23 protein-coding genes are annotated in these 23833 nt (G+C 32.5%); 5 read left to right on the top strand and 18 right to left on the bottom strand.

What is annotated here, in order from left to right; genetic code table 11:
• Nucleotides 1–48: 48 nt before the first annotated feature.
• The 4 genes from ACFX5F_RS08185 to ACFX5F_RS08170 are packed head-to-tail and all read right to left on the bottom strand — an operon-like array spanning nucleotide 49 to nucleotide 4244.
• Nucleotides 49–696, bottom strand: a complete 648-nt coding sequence (locus ACFX5F_RS08185; protein WP_379851580.1) for an alpha/beta hydrolase — start codon at nucleotides 694–696, stop codon at nucleotides 49–51.
• A 4-nt stretch (nucleotides 697–700) separates the two neighbouring features.
• Nucleotides 701–1027: a hypothetical protein gene (locus ACFX5F_RS08180; RefSeq protein WP_379851579.1), complete on the bottom strand. Its 327-nt coding sequence runs from the start codon at nucleotides 1025–1027 to the stop codon at nucleotides 701–703.
• 4 nt (nucleotides 1028–1031) lie between these two features.
• Entirely contained in the window at nucleotides 1032–2285 is a 1254-nt protein-coding gene (locus tag ACFX5F_RS08175; protein ID WP_379851578.1) for a dihydroorotase, read from the bottom strand.
• A gap of 30 nt (nucleotides 2286–2315) precedes the next feature.
• On the bottom strand, nucleotides 2316–4244 hold the full coding sequence (locus tag ACFX5F_RS08170) for a vWA domain-containing protein (protein WP_379851577.1): 1929 nt from the start codon (nucleotides 4242–4244) through the stop codon (nucleotides 2316–2318).
• 193 nt (nucleotides 4245–4437) lie between these two features.
• Between ACFX5F_RS08170 and ACFX5F_RS08165 the strand changes: the two genes are divergently transcribed.
• The gene (locus ACFX5F_RS08165; RefSeq protein ID WP_379851576.1) at nucleotides 4438–5268 is read left to right on the top strand and encodes a BRO-N domain-containing protein; all 831 of its coding nucleotides are present in this window, start codon (nucleotides 4438–4440) and stop codon (nucleotides 5266–5268) included.
• Nucleotides 5269–5302: 34 nt separating this feature from the next.
• Nucleotides 5303–6415, top strand: a complete 1113-nt coding sequence (locus ACFX5F_RS08160; protein ID WP_379851575.1) for a lactonase family protein — start codon at nucleotides 5303–5305, stop codon at nucleotides 6413–6415.
• Nucleotides 6416–6474: 59 nt separating this feature from the next.
• Here ACFX5F_RS08160 and ACFX5F_RS08155 read toward each other — a convergent pair whose 3' ends face one another.
• From ACFX5F_RS08155 to ACFX5F_RS08120, 8 genes are all read right to left on the bottom strand, one after another.
• Entirely contained in the window at nucleotides 6475–7827 is a 1353-nt protein-coding gene (locus ACFX5F_RS08155) for a DEAD/DEAH box helicase (protein WP_379851574.1), read from the bottom strand.
• Nucleotides 7828–8071: 244 nt separating this feature from the next.
• Complete coding sequence (locus ACFX5F_RS08150) at nucleotides 8072–10624, bottom strand: T9SS type A sorting domain-containing protein (protein WP_379851573.1); 2553 nt, start codon at nucleotides 10622–10624, stop codon at nucleotides 8072–8074.
• A gap of 131 nt (nucleotides 10625–10755) precedes the next feature.
• Entirely contained in the window at nucleotides 10756–12036 is a 1281-nt protein-coding gene (locus ACFX5F_RS08145) for a YaiO family outer membrane beta-barrel protein (RefSeq protein WP_379851572.1), read from the bottom strand.
• Nucleotides 12037–12060: 24 nt separating this feature from the next.
• The gene (locus ACFX5F_RS08140) at nucleotides 12061–13365 is read right to left on the bottom strand and encodes a glycosyltransferase family 2 protein (RefSeq protein ID WP_379851571.1); all 1305 of its coding nucleotides are present in this window, start codon (nucleotides 13363–13365) and stop codon (nucleotides 12061–12063) included.
• 122 nt (nucleotides 13366–13487) lie between these two features.
• The gene (locus tag ACFX5F_RS08135) at nucleotides 13488–14591 is read right to left on the bottom strand and encodes a hypothetical protein (RefSeq protein WP_379851570.1); all 1104 of its coding nucleotides are present in this window, start codon (nucleotides 14589–14591) and stop codon (nucleotides 13488–13490) included.
• A gap of 31 nt (nucleotides 14592–14622) precedes the next feature.
• Nucleotides 14623–14982: a response regulator transcription factor gene (locus ACFX5F_RS08130; protein ID WP_073207859.1), complete on the bottom strand. Its 360-nt coding sequence runs from the start codon at nucleotides 14980–14982 to the stop codon at nucleotides 14623–14625.
• An 827-nt stretch (nucleotides 14983–15809) separates the two neighbouring features.
• Nucleotides 15810–16586 (bottom strand): TIGR02757 family protein, encoded by a 777-nt coding sequence (locus ACFX5F_RS08125; RefSeq protein ID WP_379851569.1) that lies wholly within the window; start codon nucleotides 16584–16586, stop codon nucleotides 15810–15812.
• A 73-nt stretch (nucleotides 16587–16659) separates the two neighbouring features.
• Nucleotides 16660–17322 (bottom strand): ABC transporter ATP-binding protein, encoded by a 663-nt coding sequence (locus ACFX5F_RS08120; protein WP_379851568.1) that lies wholly within the window; start codon nucleotides 17320–17322, stop codon nucleotides 16660–16662.
• 201 nt (nucleotides 17323–17523) lie between these two features.
• Between ACFX5F_RS08120 and msrA the strand changes: the two genes are divergently transcribed.
• Together msrA and ACFX5F_RS08110 are read left to right on the top strand one after the other, a co-directional pair.
• Nucleotides 17524–18072 (top strand): peptide-methionine (S)-S-oxide reductase MsrA, encoded by a 549-nt coding sequence (msrA, locus tag ACFX5F_RS08115; protein WP_379851567.1) that lies wholly within the window; start codon nucleotides 17524–17526, stop codon nucleotides 18070–18072.
• 46 nt (nucleotides 18073–18118) lie between these two features.
• Nucleotides 18119–18415, top strand: coding sequence for a hypothetical protein (locus ACFX5F_RS08110; RefSeq protein ID WP_379851566.1), 297 nt, complete (start codon nucleotides 18119–18121; stop codon nucleotides 18413–18415).
• Between the two features lie 13 nt (nucleotides 18416–18428).
• Here ACFX5F_RS08110 and ACFX5F_RS08105 read toward each other — a convergent pair whose 3' ends face one another.
• From ACFX5F_RS08105 to ACFX5F_RS08085, 5 genes are all read right to left on the bottom strand, one after another.
• Nucleotides 18429–18731, bottom strand: a complete 303-nt coding sequence (locus ACFX5F_RS08105) for a DUF6787 family protein (protein ID WP_379851565.1) — start codon at nucleotides 18729–18731, stop codon at nucleotides 18429–18431.
• A gap of 32 nt (nucleotides 18732–18763) precedes the next feature.
• Complete coding sequence (locus ACFX5F_RS08100; protein ID WP_379851564.1) at nucleotides 18764–19195, bottom strand: DUF6146 family protein; 432 nt, start codon at nucleotides 19193–19195, stop codon at nucleotides 18764–18766.
• A gap of 116 nt (nucleotides 19196–19311) precedes the next feature.
• A complete protein-coding gene (locus tag ACFX5F_RS08095; protein ID WP_379851563.1) occupies nucleotides 19312–20262 on the bottom strand; it encodes a D-2-hydroxyacid dehydrogenase in 951 nt (316 codons plus the stop codon).
• 137 nt (nucleotides 20263–20399) lie between these two features.
• Nucleotides 20400–21470 carry a 3-phosphoserine/phosphohydroxythreonine transaminase gene (gene serC / locus ACFX5F_RS08090; RefSeq protein ID WP_379851562.1) on the bottom strand — a complete coding sequence of 357 codons (1071 nt, stop codon included), beginning with the start codon at nucleotides 21468–21470 and terminating at the stop codon, nucleotides 20400–20402.
• A gap of 93 nt (nucleotides 21471–21563) precedes the next feature.
• Nucleotides 21564–22622 carry an acyl-CoA reductase gene (locus ACFX5F_RS08085; RefSeq protein ID WP_379851561.1) on the bottom strand — a complete coding sequence of 353 codons (1059 nt, stop codon included), beginning with the start codon at nucleotides 22620–22622 and terminating at the stop codon, nucleotides 21564–21566.
• Between the two features lie 136 nt (nucleotides 22623–22758).
• Here ACFX5F_RS08085 and ACFX5F_RS08080 point away from each other — a divergent pair, with 136 nt between their 5' ends.
• Nucleotides 22759–23109: a 4Fe-4S dicluster domain-containing protein gene (locus ACFX5F_RS08080; RefSeq protein ID WP_196849097.1), complete on the top strand. Its 351-nt coding sequence runs from the start codon at nucleotides 22759–22761 to the stop codon at nucleotides 23107–23109.
• 79 nt (nucleotides 23110–23188) lie between these two features.
• On the opposite strand, the gene ACFX5F_RS08075 is transcribed toward ACFX5F_RS08080, so the two are convergent.
• Nucleotides 23189–23722 carry a hypothetical protein gene (locus tag ACFX5F_RS08075; RefSeq protein WP_379851560.1) on the bottom strand — a complete coding sequence of 178 codons (534 nt, stop codon included), beginning with the start codon at nucleotides 23720–23722 and terminating at the stop codon, nucleotides 23189–23191.
• Nucleotides 23723–23833: the final 111 nt, after the last annotated feature.

The following is a 23833-nucleotide window of genomic DNA, read 5'->3' as shown; positions in this document are numbered from 1 at the left end:
AGTTTTCAGTGTTCAAAAATACCGAAAACTGCAATTCAATTCTGAATGCTAATTTTCAAGAAGCCAATTTTTAAAGTCATAAAAATTTTGTGGTGCTACACCATGACCTACTGGATATTCTTTGTAGGTAGAATTTATACCTAGTTTTTCCAAAAAGGGTTTTGTTTTTCGTGCCCATTCGACTGGAATAACCTGATCAACCGTTCCATGTGAATGAAATATTTTTAGTTTCGAAAGATCATTTATCAAGTAATTTTCTTCTAAAATTGGTTCACTTACATAACCGCTTAACGCAACAACTCTTTGTACTTTATCAGGATGCGATAAGGCTATTGCATAACTTAAAATGGAACCTTGGCTGAAGCCAACCAAGGTAACGTTTTTAGAGTCTATGGGATAAGTTTGAATTAATTCATCAATAAATTGAGCTATTAAATCTCTTGAAATTTTTGCCTGTTCATGATCTGAAAATTTATTTTCATCAGCATCAAAATTGATGGCGTACCAAGCATACGCACCATATTGCATGTTGTACGGAGCTCTCGCTGAAACGATATAATATTCATCTGGAAGTTCAGTTGCAAATGAAAATAAATCTTCCTCATTGCTGCCGTAACCGTGAAGTAAAAGCAAAAGAGGATTTTTGTCTAATTTTATTTTTGGTTCTCGTATTTTATATTCTAAAGATAATTTCATTTTATTATGATATGTTTGAAAACCATTTTTGAAAATAAGCCCCTAATAATGGCATTGGTTTTGTCTCTCCTTTTATAGCACTAAAAATTCCGTATGACCATAAAACAGAAACGAAAATCCACATTGGTGCAGAAATTAATAAACTGTCAAAATTGCTGATAATCAATCCTAATGAGATAAATGTTAGTGTAATTCCTAATCCTTGACGAATATGAAAAGAAGCAAAAGTATTTTTGTCTTCTGAGTTCATTGACATTGCTATGAAAACACCAATGCCTAAAATATAACTTGTTATGGCTGCGGTTTTTCCTGCCTCGATCGTGTTGTTCATTTTTTTATGCTAAAATTATTTTTCTTTGATTCACAATTCCGTAAACTTTTCCTTTGATTTCCATTCCAAAAAAAGCAGAATTTTTTGATTTTGATAAGATGTTCGATTTGGTAAAAATACTTTTCGGTTCCGGATTGAATAAAGTTAGATTCGCTTGTAAACCTTCGTCGATGGAGTTACTTTCTATACTGAAAACAGCTTTTCCTGCAGTCAATTTTTCGATTATAGTTTCTAATGGGAGAACCGTCATTAAAGCGCCAAAAGCACTTTCTAATCCTATTGTTCCATTTTTTGCGGTATCAAATTCCATTTTTTTATGCTCAATATCTATCGGGTTATGGTCTGATGTGATCATGTCAATGGTTTCGTTTTTTATTCCTTCTAGTAATGCATTTCTATCCGTTTCTGTTCGTAATGGTGGCGAAACTTTGTATCTGGTATCAAATCCTTTTAATGTTGAATCGGTTAAAACCAAATGATGCACAGCTACACTACAAGTTACATTCAATCCTTTGGCTTTAGCTTCTTTGATTAATTGCACTGATTTTGCAGTTGAAATGGTTGGGATATGTAATTTTCCTCCGGTATATTCTAGTAAGAACAGATTTCTTGCTATTTGTAATTCTTCGGCAAGATTAGGAATTCCTTTTAGTCCTAATTGAGTAGAAACAATACCTTCGTTAGCGACTCCACTTCCTTTTATTTTCTCGTCTTGAGCAAATGCGATCACCAATCCATCAAAATCCTGCACATATTGCAACGCTATTTTAAGCAAATTGGCATTGTCCAAGCTTTTCGTATAATCGCCAAAAGCAACAGCACCCGCTTTTTTCATGTCGTATAATTCCGCCATGTCTTTCCCTTCGCTTCCTTTGGTCAAAGCACCAATTGGGAAAAGTTGAGTGGCGAATCCATACGCTTTGTTCAATACAAAATTGACTTGTGACTGGTTGTCAATAATAGGGGAAGAGTTGGGTTGCAATGCAATTGCAGTAAAACCACTTTTTGAAGCGGTATTAAGCCCGTTTTCAATAGTTTCTCTGTCTTCGTAACCAGGTTCTCCAAAGGAAACGCTGCTGTCAAACCAGCCTTGCGAGACATGTAAATTATATAGTTTTATCTCTTCAGCATTTTCTGAATTTGGAAGAGATTTTCCAATTTTTTTTATAAAACCATCAACAATTAAAATATCTAAAGTCTGGTTATGAAAAGGACTTTTTGAATCAATAATTTTTACTTCTCTGATGATTATTTTCATAAGTATTTTTTAATTATTTGAACTTCGTTTCTATTTTACGAATCTTATAATTGCCATTTCCGCTAGTAGAAATAACAGCGCAAAGATAACAAACCATTTCCAAATTTGATTATCAGTTTTGTTAGTTTGTAAAGTATCAAAAAAGGTTGATGTAGAATCGATTATTTTGTAATCGGAAAGAAGGTTTTCATTGGCTTGACCCAAATCACTTTCTGTTCTATTGAAATTGAAACTGATGTTTTCCAGCCACTCTTTTTTGTTATATATTTCAAAGTTTCCAGCCTGCTCCGGATAGTCATTGAAATTTATTTTAATCTTATTATTGAGGATTTGTTGAACCGGTATAAATTGTTCTTCGATACCTTTGACGGTCAAAATATCGTCTTTGTTTAATGAAGCGTTAGTTAGATGTGGATTGTTATTTCCTATTATCAAAGCATTTATACTGTTGTTTTGATTGTTTAATGCCATCTTGTAAAAAGTAGGAACAATTAATGGAGATTGCTGGAAATTTGAATTTGTAGTATTAATTGGAGCCGAGAAAATATAAACGCATGAAATAGGATTCTGTAATGCTGTCAAGAAAATACTGAGGTCTTCATAAGACAATGCAGCAGGGCTTGAGCTGGATAATACAAATGATTTTTTTGTTTTTGGATATTGAAAATTGTTTACCTTATTCTCAAAAACGGAGTTGAATAACGGATGACTGAAATTAATGTTAGTGATTAATTTTTCTGTGTTTTCTAAAGAATTGAATTTTACGTTGCCAAAATTCATCAAAAATTCATTGATATTTGCACTTGTGGATGAAGTCGATGGAATCACAATAATATTACCTCCTTTTTCTACAAATGACTTTAATGTGGTTTGCAATGCTTGCGGGATTTCATCCAATTCATTTAAAACAATGACATCTTGATCTTGCAGTTTATTGTAATCCAATGAGCCAACAGTGAAGTTGTTATAGACGAATTCGTTATTGGTATATATTCTGGATAAAAAAGTACTTTTTTCAGCTTCTCCAATACTGATGACGTTAATTTTTTTGGTTTTGGAAATGCTAAAATAATACGTGTTGTCATACGCTAAACCATTGTCAACTATTGAAACATAACCGTGAAAAGTTTGTTTGGGTATTGTGAAAAAGATACTTTTTTTCTTCGTTTCAAAGTTTACTGTGGTCTTCGCAATGAGTTTGTTTTGATTGTATAATGCAATTGGAATAGCATTAATATCTTCACCGTAAGCCTTTAATTCAATGCTAATTTCGTAAAAATCATCCGATGCTCCCTTGATGAAAACACTATCTATGGAAACGTTGTTTTTTTGCTCTGCTTTTGGAATAATAAATTTTAGGGAATTAGTAGCATCACTATTTTTAAGTTGTTTTTGGCTTAATCCAATGGCGTCTGTGATTATCACAACATCTTTTTTGAAAGCTGATTTACGAGCTTTTAACTTCGCCATTATATTATCTAATTGAAATGGTATGGCGCTGTATTTAAGTTTCTGTAAGTTATTGCGAATCGATTTTATATCTGTGTTCCAATAATTTTCAGAATTGGTAAGTAAAGAAAAATGCAGATTTTCAGGAGTTTCTTCCAGTAGTTCCTGGATGGCACGTTTTAGCAATTCTCCCTTTTTTCCTTTGGCTTGCATGCTAAAGGAATTGTCCAGAATAATATACATTTCATTGGTGGCATTTTCCTTTTCTTTTGCCTTAAAAGTGGGTTGTGCAAAAGCTATGATGACACAAGAGAGAAGTAATAAACGAGTGCTGAGAAGTAACCATTTTTTTATTTTGGAACTTTTTCTGGTTTGTATGGACAGTTCTTTTAAGAAACGAACATTGGTGAAATATTCTTTTTTGAAACGACGTAATTGAAATAAATGAACCAAAATTGGTACAATCAATAGCAATAGAAAGTATAAAATTTCAGGATTTTTAAAATACATTCTGATGTTGAGTTTATCAAAGATAGTATTTTGTATTCAATTTTCGGATTTTGGATTTCAGATTTTGATGAAATTTAGATTATATTAGCGATATAGATTTGACAATTATTAAACAGGTTATTCTGATTTGAGTAGATAAGGATAATTTTGAGGACCAGCGGAGGAGCAGAAATAAAATGAATATTGAATAATTATGACCAAAGAAACCGCATTACAACTATTTGAACAAAAACAAGTTCGTTCTTTATGGAATGAAGAGGAAGAAAAGTGGTATTTTTCTATTGTAGATGTTGTGGCAGTATTGACAGATTCCATAAATCCAACTGATTATTTAAAGAAAATTAGAAAAAGAGATGCCGAGTTAGGAAGCTACATAGGGACAAATTGTCCCCAGATAGCAATGTTGACCAATGGCAAAAAACGGAAAACATTAGCTGGAAGCACTAAAGATATTTTTAGAATCATCCAATCGATACCTTCGCCAAAAGCAGAACCTTTCAAGCTTTGGTTAGCTCAAGTAGGAAGCGAACGATTAGACGAAATGCAGGATCCAGAAATAGGAATTGACAGAGCTTTGCAACATTATTTGCAATTAGGCTATTCTGAAAGTTGGATTAATCAACGTTTAAAAAGTATTGAAATTCGCAAAGAACTTACCGATGAATGGAAAAGTAAAGGATTAAAAGAAGGAATCCAATTTGCTATATTGACTGATATTATCACCAAAGCTTGGTCTGAAAAAACAACCAAGGAATATAAGGTTTTGAAAGGGTTGAAAAAAGAAAACCTTAGGGACAATATGAGTAATACCGAATTAATATTGAATATGTTAGCCGAAGCTTCAACCAAAGATATTTCACAGGCGGTAAATCCAAATAATTTTAAGGAAAGCCAAAAAGTTGCGCAACAAGGCGGAAATGTTGCCAAAGTTGCCTTGAAAGAATTAGAAGCTAAAACAGGCAGAAAAGTGGTTACTAGTATTTCTGCAAAAACACTTTTGGAAAATAATAAAAAGGAAGAATAATTACTTTTGTCGAAATTAACTCTAGAAACAATTTATGAAAAAAATATATACAATTCTTCTTTCTATTTTCGCTTTAGCAACAATTCAAGGCCAAAAAAGCAAAAACAATTTGATTATTGGAACCTATACAAATAGCTGCGAAAGCAAAGGAATGTATGTTTATGATTTTGATTCGAATACTGGAGATTTTAAGTTAAAAAATGCTACGGATAAGGTTATAAACCCGAGCTATTTAACCGTTTCAAAGGATAATAATTTCGTTTATTCCGTAAATGAGAATGGTACCAAAAGTACGGTGAGCTCTTTTGGTTATAATCCGTCCAGCGGAAAATTGAACTTGATCAATAAGCAAAGTTCAAAAGGAGCTGATCCTTGTTATATTATCAATGACGAAAAAAATGTAATTGTCGCTAATTATTCGGGTGGGAATATTGCTGTTTTTGGAAAAAATCCCAACGGAAGTATTACAGAAGCGAAACAGTTAATACAACATTATGGAAAAGGAACAAACGCCAAAAGGCAAGAAGGACCTCATGTACACATGGTTCATTTTTCTCCAGATAAAAAGTTTGTTTTGTCCAATGATTTAGGGAATGACAAAGTGTATTCGTATCAATACAATCCGAATTCTTTTAATGAGATATTGAAAATTAAAGATAGTATTTCAGTAAAATCGGGTAGTGGACCAAGACATTTGACCTTCAGTAAAGACGGAAGATTTGTTTACTTATTGCAGGAACTAGACGGGGCGTTAACTGTTTTTAGCTACTCCAACGGGATATTGAAAAAAATTGATGAAACCACCATTTTAGCAAAAGATTTTAAAGGAACTTTTAGTTCAGCAGATATTCATATTTCGCCTGACGGAAAATTTTTATATGCCACAAATAGAGGAGAAGCAAATAGCATTTCAATCTATAAAATTCTAAAAAACGGAAAATTACTATCGAAAGGGCAAGTAAGTACTTTAGGAAAAGGACCTAGAAATTTCACGATTGATCCTTCTGGAAAATTTCTTTTGGTGGCACATCAATATACGAATGATGTGATGATTTTTAAAAGAAACAGTACCACTGGAGCGCTAACAGATACGGGAAAAAGAATTAATTTATGTTCTCCGGTTTGTTTGGTTTTTACAAAGAATTAAATATATATGACTCAATAAAAAAGGCTAAAAATGATTGTCATTTTTAGCCTTTTTTAGTATTATTTATTTTTATCTTTTCTTTTTTTGTCTCTGGTTTTTAGCATGTTTCTATTTACCGATCCATGTGTTTTCTTCTTGGTGACACCAGGACCGCCTAAATTGACTTTCTTATTCTTTTTACTTTTCTCTTGAAAAGCGCCGTCTCCGTCAAGTTTCTGTTTTTTCATCATAAACTTAATCGGCTGTCTGTCTTTTTCAGGTTCGATTAATTTAGATGAAACTTCAACTGTTTCTGGGAAAGGTTCGATTGCTAATTCCATGTTCATCAACACTTCAATCTCGACTTTAGATTCTTCCTCACGAGGCGTGATAAGACTGATTGCAGTTCCTTTAGCATCGGCACGACCGGTTCTACCAATTCTGTGCATGTACAATTCCGGCATTTCCGGCATTTCAAAATTGACAACATGGGTGATGTTTGAAATATCCAAACCTCTTGCCATAATATCTGTGGTGATCAAACCACGTAAATTCCCTTCTTGGAACGAAGCCATTGTGCTCAAACGATAATTTTGAGATTTGTTCGAGTGAATAACTCCAAATTCTCCTTCAAAATCTTCTTCGATTCGTTCATGAACCATATCAGAAATCTTCTTATTATTCACAAACACCAAAACACGACTCATGTCTTCGTTATTTTGTAATAAATGTTTTAAAAGGTTTATTTTAGTATTAAAGTTGGGAACTTGATAGCTGATTTGTTTGATGTTTTCCAATGGAGTTCCTGATGCAGATAAGGTAACTTCTTCCGGATAATCAAAATAATCATTTAAGATAGCATCTACTTCATCTGTCATCGTTGCCGAAAACAGGATGTTTTGACGTTTTTTTGGCATCATGGCCAAAATTGATGTCAATTGGGTACGGAAACCTAAATTAAGCATCTCATCAAACTCATCGATCACCAATTTTTGCATTTCTTCAAAACGAATCACATTATCTAGCGTTAAATCCATGATTCTTCCCGGAGTTCCTACTAGTATGTCGCAACCTTGATAAACGGTTGTTTTTTGAGTATTAATGTTGACACCTCCAAAAATACCAACGGTACGAACCGACATATATTTTGTCAATTTTTCTACCTCTTCCACTACCTGTACTACAAGTTCACGCGTTGGAACCAGAATTACTATTTTAGGAGTATGTCCCGGAGTAAATTTATATAATTTCAATAAAGGCAATAAGTATGCAAATGTTTTACCGGTACCGGTTTGAGCAATACCCATCATATCTCTTCCTGACATTATCACAGAAAAAGTTTTTTCCTGAATAGGAGTAGGTGTCGTAAATCCTAAATCGTCTATTGCTTTTTGTACGGATTTAGGAAGATTGAATTGTTCGAAAGTGGTCATAAAACGTAAATTTTGTGCAAAGGTACGTTATTTTTAAGGATACTCCTATTTAGGATATTAATGGCTTCATTTTGAGTCAATAGATGGATAAAAAATTAATTAAATTAGATTCAAAAGGAATGAGCCCGATACAGGATCGAGCTCATTATTGTCATCTTTTTTCAGGATAAGACACAGTCTAAAAAACCTTGCATAATTTTTTATACAAAATGTTTTTCCTTTTTTTCGCTAAATGAATAAAATCTTACTTCTTGATGATTTTAGCGCTGGAGGTTTTTCCGTCTTTGATGCCTACTAGATAATAGATACCAGTGGTAAGATCACTTAAATTTATGTTTGCCGTTCTATCGAAATTAGGATATGACTTCATTTTCTTTCCGGTGGCATCAAAAATCATCAACTCATCAAAGTCTGTAGGTGATTCCACAATTAAAATGTCAGCTACAGGATTTGGATATATATTTATGTGCGTTTGAACAGAGTTGATATTTAGGTTAGGTTTTTTAACATTTAATACAACCGTAGTAGGTGTAGATAAACTATAACCGTCATAAATAGCATATTGAAAAGTATCTGTGCCAACGAAATTAAGAATGGGAGAATATTCAAAAGAACCATCAGTTTGTAATGTCAAAATTCCGCTTTTAGGATTTTTAAAAATAACCGTCATTTTTTCTGTTCCATCCAAATCAAAGTCGTTTTTGAGCAAACCGTAAGGAGCATTAATATAGGCAGGATAACTACCATCATTAAAAGTGTACTCATCATTTACGCTGATGGCACTAGTGTTGAATTTCTGTAAATTGTCCTGCATCACATAAAAAGAAACTTTTCTTTTCTCCGGAATATTTTTCAAATCACTCGCATTCCAATCATTCCAAACAAATCTATCGTCGTGCTGAAACCAATTTTGCTTGTAATAGGCATTTATTTTGATACCATCAGTAATAGCTTCTTCTTTCGCCGGGGTTTCTTTGATGTCGTTTAATACGGTTTTAGTGTTTGGAGCTACAAAATTAATGTAGTTCCAAGGCAAACGAATATGGATTGATTTATCGGCAATAGTCACCCCATCTTTAGATGAAGACGGTTGAAAATCATAATTCACCTGTAATTTTCCAATGTATTGGATATCAGCATTAGAATTAGTACCGTTGTTTTTAACTCTAACGATATTCCAAGGTTTGCCATCGGTGGCTGTCGAATGATACAATTGGTTGGCCGTAGAAACATGATGCCAGTTACCATAAGTATCATAAGCTTCGGTAACATATAATTCTGCAGAATGATTGGTTATTTTTAAGGCAAATTCACTTCTGTTGGGGATGCTGGCTCCATTAGGAAGCAAAGATTCTCCAAGAGTTGTATCATAAGTGTCTAACGCTACCCAAAGTTCATCGATGGTTTTAAAAGATTCTTTTAGATCCAGTTTAATCTCCAAAAATTTGAGGTTAGCATCTGCGCTTATTTTTGTTACGGCATCTGCGCTGTTATCTTTCAAGGTTTTAAATTGAGAGGCTTTTTCGAAGCTCAACAAACCAAAATTTTGTTCAGCAGAATTAAGGTTTTGCCACAGCACTCTGCTTTCAGGAGTATAATCCAAAGCATCTGCTACCCAAGTTCTTTTAAACCATTCGTCGATAAGTGAAAATTGGATACCACCACCACATCGAGTATCGGAAATCGATTGTAAAATTCTCATATCTATATGACCCTGATCGTATTCGTCAAATCCCCCGTGATTCATGCCCGATGAAGTGTAATGTGCCGTTGTCCAACTGCTGGGAACGCCATATTCAGCAATGATTAGAGGGAATTTGGTATAATGCGATTTAAGTTCTTGTAAATAGGCTTTATAACTGTTTGGACCAAAATTATCAGAAGTGTTTTGATAAGAAGCCTGATCCCCAATAAAATCGGGGTAATACGGATAGGCATGATAGCTCAAGAAAATCCCCGCCGGAGCGTTTACGATTTCAATTTTAGACAAATCAATTTGCTGGCTGTCTTCCGGGTCGTTTACTACACTCGTATGTGTCAATGGGTCTAATGTCGGCCAGCTTGAAAAACTAATAGGTCTTTGTGTATCAAAAGTAGTTTGTTCAAAATCAATCGCGAAATCCATCATTCTTGTTTCCCACTGTTCAGCAGGTGAAGCATTCGCTATTTTAAGATGTTTACCTGTAAATTGGGTGTCACTTGGGTTCGAAAGGTTAGTTGTTGAAACTTCTTCCGGGAAAACTTCTCTTCCAATGATATAAGCCAGACACCATTTTGACACGTCAGTTGTATAATTACCGGAAGCTTTTCCGAATCGTTCCGGAATTGTGTTGTTTCCATGCAAACATTTTATGTTGTCCTGAATTTCTAATTGGAAAGTATTAGTTAGAAAATTTAAGTTGTTATTATAATTTTGGGCTTCTTCGTCAAGCCAAACTCCCTGCATAAAAAGTAAAGGGTTGTCAGGATGTAGGTTGTTATAATCACGCAAGGCTTTATAAAAACGTGGATAATGCAATGTGTAAATTCTGAACGAATTGAAACCCGCCTCTTTCATTTCTCCAAACCAATGAAAATATTGCTCATAAGTGGGGGCCAATTCTCCAGGGAATGTCCCGGGAATTCCAACTCCTAAATTAGTTCCCTTTATGAAAAAAGGAACATAAGCTTCCCCGTTCCAAATGGTTAAAAAATCCTTATTTGTGGCATAAGGATATTTATTGCCCGTCTGTCCAAACGAAGTTGTACAGAATAGGATAAGGTTTAACAATAGTACTTTTGTGTAATTTGTTTTCATAATTATTTTTTTTTTGTGTGTAACTCATTTATAACCTCATAAATTCCTTCCTGATTTTTCTCAGGCTAAATCATGTTTTTTTTAAATTCTACTTCTTGGTTTCCAGTTCGAATTTCGAAATGGAAGCAAATTTATCTGAAACGCACATCCCAAGTAAAGGCCACAAAATAAACCCAATAATAATCACCGGGACTGAATAGTTCTTCTTGATGCGTGATTCCGAATTGAGTGTTGTAAATATTTCGCTGATTGCGAGAAGTAAAATTGTAACCTAAATTAATTTTTTGCGATTTCAATCCTATTTTGACGTTATCCACAGCCGTGTAATTGAATTGGTTTAGCTCGGGCGAATATCCCATACCTGCTGAAACACTGAAATAATTATCGGCATCCGATCGGTATTTTCTATAAGTCAAAGCACCGGAAAAACTGGTTCCCACATCTCCCGGAGTGAGATACGGACGAAACGACCAGTAACTGTTGCCCGTGTACCAACTTACAGAAGCAGTGTAGAAATTAGTTGTGGTGGCATAATTCAGCGTTCGAAAACCAAGGGAAGCTTCGAGACCGTGAGATAAAGCTTTGAAAAGTTCAGCACCGTATTTTGTTTTAGGGAAAAGAGGAGAATTTGAATATCCGGCATTAATGTAACCATAGAGTCCATTAATAATTTTAGGATACATATCTATTTCAAGCTGTTCACCGTTAGTATTTAATCTCCTGTTGAAATTCAGTTTAGCAGTTAAAGATCCCAGTTTAGTTTGGCGTCCATATTTCAGACTGTAATATTGCATCGGGTCGAAAACAGCAGAATAAAAATCGGCTGACAAAATTAGACCTATAGTATTAAGACTTACCTTTTTTCGTAAACTATATTTAAGTTCTTCTGCTTTTTTGTTCTCTGGATTTTCCTTAAGTATTAAATTGACGGTATCCAAAGCATCCACAGTCTTTTCGGTCTGTTCCTGGGCCTTGGCTTTCAAGAGCAATATGTCGGGGTCTTTGGGAAACTGTTCCAAGGCTCTGTCAGACATTTCCAAAGCGATAAAAGGAGCATTTGCCCATAATTCATTTTGAATTATTCCCTGCCAGGCAGGTTTGTTTTTTGGATCTTTTTCTAAAACAACTTCAAATTCCTTTTTTGCTTTTTTATAATCTGCATCCCAGCCATAAGTGGTCGCCAAGTATGTACGAACATCATGATAATCTGGATATTTTGTCAAAATAAAAAGTAAAGTGTCCTGTGCTTGTTTTCGTTGATTGCTGGATGCTAAATCACGTGCAGTCTTGAAGGCGCTGTCTGGATCTCCACTGAATTTTTTTTCTTGCCCAAACATTTGAAAGGCATATAAAAAAATAAGGATAACAATTAGTTTAGCAATTATTTTAGAAATCATTTTTTTAATCTCCATTTTTTAGAATTATATTTTAAATATTTAAGCTTTAGCCATTCCTTTTCTAGTCATAGCTCCCCATTTCTTTTTTTTGTTGAAATAGTAATCTTTATTTCCAACAATAGCTGCATACAATATAAAAGGATGTATCACAAAAGGTTCTAAGAAAGCAATCATTATCATTTTGAAACCGGTACCTTTTTTCTTATATTGATGATAAGTAAGCTCTTCCGAAATGATAGCTGCAATAGAAAATAGTACCGTAAATAAATACGCTAAAAGAATAAACGCAATGGTATAATCCCATCTTACTTGATTGTAAAAAATAAGATAGGAGAAATATATTACACCTAAAACTTCTACAATAGGTGCCATTCTTTCAAACAAAAACCAATAAGGATAACTTAGCGTCCCCATAGAACTGTATTTTCGATTGAATCCAATTTTTCTATGTTTCCGAAGTGTTTCAATAGTTCCTCGCGTCCATCTATTTCTTTGAGAAATAAATATTTTGTAATTGTCAGGAGCTTCTGTCCAGCAAAGTGGATCTGGAATATAAGCGACTTTATATTTGAGTTTCTTTTCCTCCATATACCGTCTCATGCGAACAATGATTTCCATGTCCTCTCCAACGGTATTTGTGTCATATCCTCCCACTTCAATGGCTATTTTTTTATCAAATAAGCCAAAGGCACCGGATATAACTAGTAATCCATTTAACCTGCTCCATGCCATTCTACCAAGTAAAAAAGCCCTTAAGTATTCTAGAATTTGCCCTTTTTCCAGCATTTTTTCGGGAAGGTTAACATCAAGTAATTTACCTTGTTTAATGACACAGGAATTGGCAATTCGAATCACACCGCCTGCGGCAATAACATCTCTGTCAGTTGTTTCTAAAAATGGTTTAACTAATTTTAGCAGCGCATCTTCTATTAATAAACAATCTACATCAATACAAGCAACATATTTGTTAGTGCTTATATTAAGACCCATATTCAAGGCATCTGCTTTTCCTCCGTTTTCTTTATCAACAACAATTAATTTTTCGAATGCAGGGTTTGTTGACTTGTAAATCCCATTTCTTAATGGCTGTGTTGGAATTTGTTCATTAATAAGAAAATCTACGGGAATTAAACTATAGGCTAAAATCAGTTTTTCCAGACTGTCATCTTTACTTCCGTCATTTACAATAATTACATCATAATTTGCGTAATGTGAAGAAAGCAATGATCTTACGTTTTCAATAATATTTAAACTTTCATTGTAGGCAGGAGCAATAATTGAAATAGATGGAGATATATTAGAGGATAGTATCTTATTGTAGTTAACAAATTTATTTTTTTTCATATACTCAATAGTTTCAAATACAGATATAATACCTAATATAATATAGGAACTTATAATCATAAAACTGTACAGAAAAAATAAAAAATGAATAATAAACGCCATGTTCTGTATTTAAAAAGGATTTAATTTGATTCTATATATTTTACAATTCTAACAAATTCAGGTTCTACTGTCAAATTCTTGAAGCGATTAAACTCTTCAATATTTAAGTTTCTTAAAATTTTAAGTGCTGAGAATTTGATTTCAAAATTTGTATTGAGAATATGTTCCATTACAAAAGGTTTATCTGTCATTTCATATAGATTTTCCATCATCTCAAAAAAAGCAATTTGTTCTTCTAAAGTAAGTTTTTTAAATTTATTTTTTAAAATTGTTTTTGCATCAATAATATTTAAATAGCTTAAAAGATGAATGACATCAATTCTTATTTTTATATTTTTATGGTCCAAAATTGCTGTTAATTCATCTTTGACGCCATATTGATTGTAGATTTTTGCAAGTTTTAATGCAAAAAAAACAACCGATTCATTAGATGATTTTAACCATAAATTGATGCTTGTAACCCGTTGATTAGTGTGTAATTGAAGTACTTCTAATAATTGAATCTGATCCCATTCAGATATTGGGGTTGTAATGTTATTTAAAAAATCAAGGCCTTCAAAATGAAATAGATTGACTAAGTACAATTGCATAGCACTACGTACTTCTGTTTTGGGATGGTTTATATGGATTTTTACTTGTTCCTGAACTTCTTTTACATGAAAAAGTGTAAGTTCTCTAATTCCGTCTGCTATAATATTCCATTTTCTACTTTTTAATTTAGATAACGAATAATCTAAAAGTCCGGTTTGAATGTATAGTCTATGAAGAGATTCAGCCATTTCTCCGGAGATTTCATAGCTTAATTTTAGTAATGTCGAGATTAAAATATTTCTTCTGAAAGTTTCAAAGATATTTGATTTTAATTGTTCAATAATTGATTGTTGCTCGGAACTGATTTTATCTGTTTCATCTCCAGCATACAAATAATTTATTACCAAAGTTTCATATTCTTTTTCTATTTTATTTTTTAATTTTTCATTTGCTCTTAAAAAGCTCCTTAGATATTTAAGATATATAGTTATGATAATAATAAAAAAAATTATTGTCATAATAAAGGCCCAAACCACTTGGATTATTAAAGGAGATTTTTCAAAATTTTCAATAAAATAGTTGTATTCTAACATATTATTTAAGGGGGCTTTTATATTTTAAATATTAGCGTAAAATCTTTTTTACCCTATTGACTAATTCATTAGGACTAAAAGGTTTGCTCATGAAGTCTGTGGCTCCTAATTTGAACGCTTTAAGTACTATTTCTTCCTGTCCAGATGCTGAAAATACAATGATAGGCGTTTGATTGTTTAATTTGTTTCTAACATGACTTATGACTTCTAATCCGCTTATATAAGGCATCATAATGTCAGTTAATATTAATTCTGGATTATGCTCTTCAATTAATTCAATAGTTTCTTTTCCATTTTCTGCTATAAGAAGAGTATATCCCTCTTTTTCTAATCTAAATTTAAGTAACATCGAAAGCATTGAATTATCTTCTGCGAGTACAATTTTTTTCATATTACTTATTATATAATGACTTTAACTCCTCTAATTCTGTAAACATATAAATTGGAATTATTGATTTAGAAGATTTTATAGGTTGACCAATTCTATTCGCTAAATCTCCAACTTTTAATATATTTGTCATTGGATGAATGTATGTTTTTAATTTTAAATAAAGTGCTTTTTAGTTTAATTTTCTGAGTTTATTTTTGATTTAAACTTCTTTAATTACTCTATTCAAATACGTAATAATATTGGTGTTGGTTTTTTACTAAATATTTTTTTTTAAAAAAATATGGTATTCAAAGATTTTATTAATTCTAAATAATAATTCTCCTTTTTGAAATTATATGGAATTGATTTAATTTGATTAAAAAAGTTTTTTGCAATCCACCAGATTTTAAATACAATGGTTTCTTTGTGCAGATTGATTTTTATATATTCAATGTCAATACGCTTTATAAGAATTTGAGTTACTATAGTGTAACTGTAAATCAAAAATGAAAACTGAAAAAGTATAACTAAGAAAAAAACAAAGAAAGCTGTAAAATAAAGTGAGAGATGAAATATGGTAATTAGATTATAGACAATAAGAAATTTGTAAAATATAATAACCGAAAAATTATTATTATTTAAATTTGATAATATAACATTTATAAAACAATTAATGTCTCTATTTGAAACACATAAGTGGGTTTTCATTCTATCGTGGTATTTGTTTTAATAGAAAGAAAAATAACTTTAAGATCGATAAAAAATCAATAAATTTCAGCCTTAACTATTAAGGGTTAAAGTTATATATAAAAATGGTCATTAACAATAAATTAACTAAGTATAAATTGTTAAAACCCTTCAAAAACTCCTAATCCAAATAAAGCAAAATCATATTTCGCAGGATCATTTGCATCGAATTCTCGGAGTTGTAAATCTAATTCTGCTAGTGCTTTACCGTCATTTTGTTTTCTGGTCAACAGGCCTAATTTTCTGGCAATATTTCCGGAATGAACATCCAAAGGACAAGATAAAGCAGCAGGAGAGATGCTTTTCCAAATTCCTAAATCAACGCCTTTATTGTCTTGCCGAATCATCCACCTTAAGTACATGTTAATGCGTTTAGCGGCCGAATTATTTAAAGGGTCTGAAATATGTTTTTGTGTTCTGTACTGATGTGGGATTTCAAAGAATATTTTTTTGAATTCATGAATACTTCTTTGGGTTGATGTTGTCTCAATTCCTTGAGATTGATCTTGGGTGAAAACAGTTTCTAAACCACCATGATTTTTATAAATATGTTTTAAACTTCTAATAAAACTGGCAAAATCCTGTCCGTTAAAAGTTCTGTGAACGAAAGTTTCTAGTCGTTGTAAATCATTTTCGGTGTGTGACATAACAAAATCATAAGGTGCATTTCCCATCAAATCCATCATTCGATGTGAATTTTTGATAATCATTTTACGATTTCCCCAAGCAATAGTTGCGCTGAGAAAGCCAGCGATTTCAATATCTTCCTTTATAGAAAATAAATGCGGAATTTGTACGGGATCACTGTCTATGAAATCAAGATTATTGTATTGAATGACTTTTTCGTCCAGAAAATCTTTTAGTTCAGAAGGATTCATTTTTTTATATCAAGTTTAAGGTTTAAAACGGTTCTTGTTTCAAATAAACTTTAAACCTGGATTTTTAAACTTTCTAATTACTAATCAATCCGTCCACCATTATTAGTTTCCGATCTGCCATATTCGCTAATTCCTCGTTATGAGTCACGATCACAAAAGTTTGCCCTAGTTCATCTCTTAATTTAAAAAATAGCTGATGTAAATTTTCAGCAGATGCAGTATCTAAATTTCCCGAAGGCTCATCGGCAAAAATAATCGCGGGTTTGTTGATCAGTGCTCTTGCAACAGCAACGCGTTGTTGTTCTCCTCCTGAAAGCTCATTAGGTTTGTGATTCATTCGATGGGAAAGACCAAGATAAGTCAACAGCTTTTCGGCTTCAATCTCCGTTTCTTGTTTGGATTTATTGGCTATGTAAGCAGGAATGCAAACGTTTTCCAGTGCCGTAAATTCAGGAAGTAATTGATGAAATTGGAAGATGAAACCTAAATTTAAGTTTCTAAATTTGGACAAAGTTTTATCATTCATCGTCAGAATATCTTCGTCATTGATTCGTAATTCTATTTCATTTTCAATTGTAGGTTTGTCTAGCGTTCCAAGAATTTGCAATAGCGTCGTTTTTCCGGCTCCCGAAGCACCCACGATAGAAACAATTTCTCCTTTTTTTATGTGTAGGTCAACCCCTTTCAAGACATGAAGTTGATCGTAATATTTATGCAAATTTTTGGCATGTATCATTTTGAAACTATTTTCACAAAGAAACAAAGATTTTAGTGATTATTAAATGGATGCAATAGATATTTCCTTTCGACAAATTATAAACTTTAGTTAATATGGAATAATCAGTTTCAAATATTAGATTAAATTTGATTTTCAAACTATTTTTATGCAAAGTGAGACAACCACGTTTTTTTGTGAAAAATTAGAAAAACTTTAAATATGGAATTACAAAACGAATTAGAAGTTGCTACGTTTGCCGGAGGTTGTTTTTGGTGCACTGAAGCCGTTTTTTTAGAATTAAATGGAGTAAATAAAGTAGTTTCCGGATATATAGGCGGAAAAACAATTAATCCGACCTATAAGGACATTTGCAATGGTGATACTGGTCATGCGGAAGCAATTCAAATCACTTTTGATGCAAATATCATAAGCTTTGGAGAATTACTGGAAATATTTTTTGCAACACATGACCCAACGACATTAAATCGTCAAGGAAATGATATTGGTACACAATACAGAAGTGAAATTTTTTATAATAACGAATCTCAGAAGCAGTTATCAGAAGAATATATCGCTTTGATGACGAAAGAAAATACTTTTGGGAAACCAATTGTAACACAGATTTCAGCGGCGTCAAAATTCTATGGAGCAGAAGACTATCATCAAAATTATTACAACCAAAACAAAGTGCAAGGGTATTGCAGTTATATAATTACACCAAAAATCGAAAAATTACAAAAAGTATATAAAGATAAACTCAAAAAATAATTGGCATTAGATTTGTGTATTTTAATCAAAAGAAATTTAATAAAATATGGAAGCAATACCAATAGATAGAACGGATAATAAAAAAAGAAATCTTATTCTGGGAATACTATTCGATGCAATAGGAATGTTGTCGTTTACCGTTCCTTTCATCGGAGAATTCTCTGATGTTGTTTGGGCTCCTATCGCAGGTTATCTGATGACAATGATGTACAAAGGAACTGTAGGGAAGGTGGGAGGAGTATTTACTTTTCTGGAAGAGATATTACCATTTTCTGATTTTATTCCGTCATTTACATTGACTTGGATTTACAATTATTTAATAAAAAACAAAAACGCCCAGTAATTGAGGCGTTTTTTTATTCTTTAAATAGAAATTCAAATCCCATTCTTTTTAGCATTTTTTTCTCAAATGCCCAAAAGAATTTAAATTGTCCAAAAACAAATCCTATTAAGACTAAAAGTACTTGATATAAAGGAAAAATTAGAAGCAGTCGAACCGGAGTAAACCAAAAACCTAAATCAGATTTAGTTATTCCTAACCAAAAACAAAATGGTTTTGACAACCATGCTGATGCAGAACCTGTGATAGCAAAAACAATAAATACAATGGCGAGTTGAAAGTTAGTCTCAATTCCCCATCTTTTTTTTAAATTCTCCATTTTTATTTATAATGATTACAAATATAAGAAGATTATCTTAAGGGCACAGGACCAAAAAGTTTTTGTTTATATCTGTTTTGAAAATAAACCATGTAGTTGTAGATTAAGTAACTCACCTCATATCCATAATCAACGTTTGGATCATAATTTATGGTCATTTCATATAAATTTGGATTATAGCGCATGGGTTGTAGGACGCGACTGTTCCATTCACTAACCCATATTCGGTTTTTATTTTCTAAGTAGTTTTGCGAATAGTAATTCCGAGGGAGAGCAGTAGAAACAAGCCAAGTGCTAAAACCTGGGTCAATAATAATAACCTCGTATTCCAGTTTATCATTAGCAATTCTGACAGTATCACCTTGAGCAACTGTTTTAGCTGTGTTAGGTAAAGTTGTTTTTGAAGTTTTGCAACTAAATAAGGAAGCTAAAACAATCAATACTATGTAAACGTTACTTTTCATGGCATGTAAAATTATACGATAAAGTTACAAAAAAATCAAAGAATTGATTATTAAAGATTTAACAAAAAAAAAAGGATGTCTTGTGGACATCCTTTAATTATTTAATTGCAGTAAAATTATTTCAGTAAACTAATGATTTGTGAAGCTAATTCAGTACCAATTCTATCTTGTGCTTCTCCTGTTGCAGCCCCAATATGTGGAGTCATAGAGATTTTGTGATTCATCAAGATAGCCATTTCAGGAGTTGGTTCGTTTTCAAAAACATCCAATCCAGCGAACAATACTTTTCCGCTGTCTAGTGCTTTTACTAATGCAACTTCATCAATAACACCTCCACGAGCACAGTTTACAATACCTACACCGTCTTTCATAATAGCCAATTCTTTCTCTCCAATAATGTAACCATCTTGAGCAGGAACGTGCAAGGTTATGAAATCAGCTTCTTTGAATAAAGATTCTAGTGATTGAGAAACGATTGTTGTTGTGATAGATTGACCGTCAAAGAATTCAACTTTAACGTCAACTTGTGGGATAAACATGTCAGCAGCAATTACTTTCATGCCTAAACTTAATGCCATTTTAGCAGTAGCTTGACCAATACGTCCAATTCCTACTACACCTAGAGTTTTTCCTCTTAATTCGATTCCGTTAGCGTATGCTTTTTTCAAACCTTCAAAGTTTGTATCTCCTTCAAGTGGCATATTTCTGTTAGAGTCATGTAAAAAACGGACACCAGAAAATAAATGTGCAAAAACTAATTCTGCAACTGATTCTGATGAAGAAGCTGGAGTATTGATTACATGAATCCCTTTGCTTTTAGCATAGTCCACATCAATGTTATCCATTCCTACACCGCCACGACCAATAATTTTTAATCCTGGGCAAGCGTCTATAATGTCTTTACGAACTTTGGTAGCACTACGCACCAAAACAACGCTTACACTGTTTTCATTTACAAAATTAGCAACTTGTTCTTGTGCCACTTTTGTAGTTATAACTTCAAATCCACCTTTTTCTAAAGCTAGAATTCCACTTTTAGAAATTCCGTCATTGGCTAATACTTTCATTTATGTTTTAATTTAAAGATTGAAAAATTAAATGATTTAAAGATTCAATCAGGATTTTTTAATTTTAAAGTATAATTTTAATTGAAAGATTCACTAATTTAATTTTTATAATTATTAAATCTTCAATTCTTAAATTATTACATGTTTTTTTCCAATTCTTTCATTACGTCAACCAATACCTGAACACTTTCTAATGGAAGGGCATTGTACATAGAAGCTCTGTAACCACCTACTGAACGGTGTCCAGGTAATCCAGATATTCCTGCCGCTTTCCACATGGCATCAAAAGTTTCTGCATGAGCAGAATCATTCAACAAGAAAGTAGCATTCATGTTCGAACGGTCTTCAACAGCTGCAGCGCCTTTGAATAAAGGGTTTCTGTCAATTTCTCCATAAAGTAATGCTGCTTTAGCATTATTTATTTTTTCAATAGCAGCAACACCGCCAAGGTTTTTCAACCATTGTAAAGTCAATAAAGACGCGTAAACTGGGAAAACAGGCGGAGTATTATACATACTTTCTGCTTTGATATGCTTAGTATAATCCAACATGCTTGGGATTATTCTGTTATTTTTACCTAAAATTTCCTCTTTAATAACAACCAATGTGGTTCCCGCAGGGCCCATATTTTTTTGAGCTCCAGCATAGATAATATCAAATTTTGAAAAGTCTAATACTCTGGAAAATATATCAGAACTCATATCACAAACAACAGGAATATCTGTAGTTGGAAATTCCTTCATTTGTGTACCAAAAATAGTGTTGTTACTAGTGCAATGAAAATAATCTGCATCACTAGGAATTTCATATCCTTTTGGAATGTGATTGTAATTTTCTTCTTTTGATGAAGCGACAACAACAGTGTCGCCAAAAAGTTTTGCTTCTTTTATAGCTGCTGATGCCCAAGTTCCTGAATCAAGGTAAGCGGCTTTTCCACCTTCTTTCATCAAGTTATAAGGAGCCATAATAAATTCTAAACTAGCTCCGCCAGCAAGAAATAATGCCTGATATCCTTTGCCTTCAAGGCCTAAAAGTTCAATAGCAAGTGCTCTTGCTTCATCCATAACGGCAACGAAGTCTTTGCTTCTGTGCGAAATTTCTAAAATGGATAAACCAGAATTGTTGAAATTTAAAATAGCTTGTGCTGATTTTTCAAAAACTTCTTGTGGTAAAATACAAGGTCCTGCGCTGTAGTTGTGTTTTTTCATGGTGTAGTTTAAGTCCAAAAAATTAAGATGCAAATTTCGGCAATAGGAGTTTAAAAATCGTTAAATAATTCGCAATAATTAAACAATTTTTGACTATGTTGTTAACAAAAACGATATAGTGTCCACATTATCTGCATAATCCCATAATGCAGGTTTTTGTGTTTGTCCAAAATCAATGCTGTTTTCTATAATAGAATCACTTACAATGCATTGTATTTGCTCACTTTCTGCTTGTAATCGCGTTTGTAAATCATCGATATTTTCATAGTATTCATAAAAAACACTCGAAATAGGAGAGGCATGACTTTTATCTTCTTTTAAAGTCAAAAATCCGTTATCCAATAATTTAAAATTGCTCATCAGGAAAACAGCCTTGTTATAATCGTAATTATTGGCATATTTTTCATAATGAATGACATCTTGGTATTCGAAAATAGCTTCAAAAAAAGCTACGAAAGAATAGTCTTTTGGAACAAAAAGTTTAGATACATTACGACATCCTAAACCAAAATATCTAAAAATATCTTCGCCTAGTGCCGTAAGTTGTTCTTTAGTTTCTTTACCGGTCAATACCGCAATTGAGTTTCTGCTTTTTCGAATTATGGAAGGTTTGTCTTTGAAATAATATTCAAAATAACGAGCTGTATTATTGCTCCCGGTTGCTATAACGGCGTCAAAATTTTCTAATTTTCCATCTACAAAATGTATGCTGTCAGCAAATTCACGCTCTATAGCCATTATGTATTTGGCCAAAAAAGGCAATAGATGTTGGTCATTTGATGAAGTTTTAACCAATACTTTATGGCCTGAAATCAATACCGACAAAAAATCATGAAAACCAACTAATGGAATATTTCCTGCAAGGATTAAAGCAATGTTTTTAGATTTCTCGATTTTAAAATCATAAGCAGATAGCCATTGGTTCAAATTTTCTTCAGTAAGCGCTTCTGACCAAGAATGAATCGAAAAATAGACTTGTTCCGGTGTGTACCAGCCATTATGAGATTGCGATAGTTTTATTAAATCAATAAAATCATCAAAAAATAAATCGTTGTATAAAACGTCAGTTTTTTTAATAGAATTGTCTTCAGAAAATTGACTTAAGAATTTTCCTAATTCAACAAAAACACTTTTTTTTGTTTCTAATGTCATAATGTTTGCTTATGAATAGTTTTGATTGTAATTTTGCACAAAAATAAGCATAATTATGTCGAAAGTCAAAAGTCCTAATGTCAAAAGAATATTTGACATTCGACATTCGGCATTATGACTTTAAAACTATAAAAAGATGGCAATTATAATAACTGATGAATGTATAAATTGTGGTGCTTGTGAACCCGAGTGCCCAAATACAGCAATATACGAAGGAGCGGACGATTGGAGATATAAAGATGGGACCAAGCTTAAAGGAAAAGTAATTTTGCCTGATGGTACAGAAGTTGATTCTGACGAAGCTCAAACACCAATTTCAGATGAAGTTTATTACATCGTTCCAGGAAAATGTACCGAGTGTAAAGGATTTCATGATGAACCACAATGTGCTGCTGTTTGTCCAGTAGACTGTTGTATTCCAGATGATAACCATGTAGAAACGGAAGAAACTTTGCTTAACAGACAAGCATTTTTACACAACGAATAAATACAACTTGCATTTAAAACATAAAAAAATCCTGAGTTATTTACTCAGGATTTTTTTATTGGTGGGTATTTTTTCTTAATTATTTGACAATAATATAAGTAGTCACCGTTACTTTATCGGTTTTATCATCGTATGTTTCTAAAACTAGATTTCCATTGGCGTCAAAATAACCATATGAAGTAGCAGTTTTTGTTCTGTAAATGTAATTGTTATTTGATGTTTTTCTTAAAACCGCCGCTTTTTTGCCATCTGGTAAAAACATGGTATAACCACTTTTGTCAGTTGTTACCTGATATTTTTTCCCGTCTAAATTGTAATAAGCTGATCTGTCAACTTCAATAACTCTTGTGACGCCGTTTGCAGTGACAGCTGTAGTTGCCGTTACTTGGATAGGGCTTTCTTTTATATCCTTATTTAAAACATTTGAATCAGCATCTTTCAATTCAACATTTTGTACTTCTTTGATTTCCTGACTTTGGATTATTTTTTTAGCACCTTGAGAATCTTTTGTTGTTGTAATATTGGTTTTTACCTCTGATTTTACATTTGTATTTTGAGCTTGACTATTTAAAGTAAATAAAAAAGCTGCAACTCCTAACATTATAGTTTTCATAATATCTAATTTTAATAGTTTATAAGTTGTAAAGATATATCAGGTTGACTTTAAGTTTGTTGTATAATTTAGGTGAAAATTTACAATATTCACACACAAAGAAATCTGAGC

This window comes from Flavobacterium zhoui, assembly GCF_042787235.1.
Taxonomy (GTDB): Bacteria; Bacteroidota; Bacteroidia; order Flavobacteriales; family Flavobacteriaceae; genus Flavobacterium; species Flavobacterium zhoui.
The sequence above is the reverse complement of the archived record's forward strand: the minus strand, read 5'-3'. Positions and strand labels throughout refer to the sequence as shown.

What these genes read in the sequence shown, in the direction of transcription:
- serC (WP_379851562.1), bottom strand. Translation starts at nt 21,470, where the DNA reads ATGAAAAAACACAACTACAGCGCAGGACCTTGTATTTTACCACAAGAA.
- ACFX5F_RS08140 (WP_379851571.1), bottom strand. Translation starts at nt 13,365, where the DNA reads ATGAAAAAAAATAAATTTGTTAACTACAATAAGATACTATCCTCTAAT.
- ACFX5F_RS08185 (WP_379851580.1), bottom strand. Translation starts at nt 696, where the DNA reads ATGAAATTATCTTTAGAATATAAAATACGAGAACCAAAAATAAAATTA.
- ACFX5F_RS08175 (WP_379851578.1), bottom strand. Translation starts at nt 2,285, where the DNA reads ATGAAAATAATCATCAGAGAAGTAAAAATTATTGATTCAAAAAGTCCT.
- ACFX5F_RS08130 (WP_073207859.1), bottom strand. Translation starts at nt 14,982, where the DNA reads ATGAAAAAAATTGTACTCGCAGAAGATAATTCAATGCTTTCGATGTTA.
- ACFX5F_RS08085 (WP_379851561.1), bottom strand. Translation starts at nt 22,622, where the DNA reads ATGACATTAGAAACAAAAAAAAGTGTTTTTGTTGAATTAGGAAAATTC.
- ACFX5F_RS08165 (WP_379851576.1), top strand. Translation starts at nt 4,438, where the DNA reads ATGACCAAAGAAACCGCATTACAACTATTTGAACAAAAACAAGTTCGT.
- ACFX5F_RS08170 (WP_379851577.1), bottom strand. Translation starts at nt 4,244, where the DNA reads ATGTATTTTAAAAATCCTGAAATTTTATACTTTCTATTGCTATTGATT.
- ACFX5F_RS08120 (WP_379851568.1), bottom strand. Translation starts at nt 17,322, where the DNA reads ATGATACATGCCAAAAATTTGCATAAATATTACGATCAACTTCATGTC.
- ACFX5F_RS08100 (WP_379851564.1), bottom strand. Translation starts at nt 19,195, where the DNA reads ATGAAAAGTAACGTTTACATAGTATTGATTGTTTTAGCTTCCTTATTT.
- ACFX5F_RS08180 (WP_379851579.1), bottom strand. Translation starts at nt 1,027, where the DNA reads ATGAACAACACGATCGAGGCAGGAAAAACCGCAGCCATAACAAGTTAT.
- ACFX5F_RS08160 (WP_379851575.1), top strand. Translation starts at nt 5,303, where the DNA reads ATGAAAAAAATATATACAATTCTTCTTTCTATTTTCGCTTTAGCAACA.
- ACFX5F_RS08135 (WP_379851570.1), bottom strand. Translation starts at nt 14,591, where the DNA reads ATGTTAGAATACAACTATTTTATTGAAAATTTTGAAAAATCTCCTTTA.
- ACFX5F_RS08125 (WP_379851569.1), bottom strand. Translation starts at nt 16,586, where the DNA reads ATGAATCCTTCTGAACTAAAAGATTTTCTGGACGAAAAAGTCATTCAA.
- ACFX5F_RS08110 (WP_379851566.1), top strand. Translation starts at nt 18,119, where the DNA reads ATGGAAGCAATACCAATAGATAGAACGGATAATAAAAAAAGAAATCTT.
- ACFX5F_RS08075 (WP_379851560.1), bottom strand. Translation starts at nt 23,722, where the DNA reads ATGAAAACTATAATGTTAGGAGTTGCAGCTTTTTTATTTACTTTAAAT.
- ACFX5F_RS08150 (WP_379851573.1), bottom strand. Translation starts at nt 10,624, where the DNA reads ATGAAAACAAATTACACAAAAGTACTATTGTTAAACCTTATCCTATTC.
- ACFX5F_RS08095 (WP_379851563.1), bottom strand. Translation starts at nt 20,262, where the DNA reads ATGAAAGTATTAGCCAATGACGGAATTTCTAAAAGTGGAATTCTAGCT.
- ACFX5F_RS08155 (WP_379851574.1), bottom strand. Translation starts at nt 7,827, where the DNA reads ATGACCACTTTCGAACAATTCAATCTTCCTAAATCCGTACAAAAAGCA.
- ACFX5F_RS08105 (WP_379851565.1), bottom strand. Translation starts at nt 18,731, where the DNA reads ATGGAGAATTTAAAAAAAAGATGGGGAATTGAGACTAACTTTCAACTC.
- ACFX5F_RS08080 (WP_196849097.1), top strand. Translation starts at nt 22,759, where the DNA reads ATGGCAATTATAATAACTGATGAATGTATAAATTGTGGTGCTTGTGAA.
- msrA (WP_379851567.1), top strand. Translation starts at nt 17,524, where the DNA reads ATGGAATTACAAAACGAATTAGAAGTTGCTACGTTTGCCGGAGGTTGT.
- ACFX5F_RS08145 (WP_379851572.1), bottom strand. Translation starts at nt 12,036, where the DNA reads ATGGAGATTAAAAAAATGATTTCTAAAATAATTGCTAAACTAATTGTT.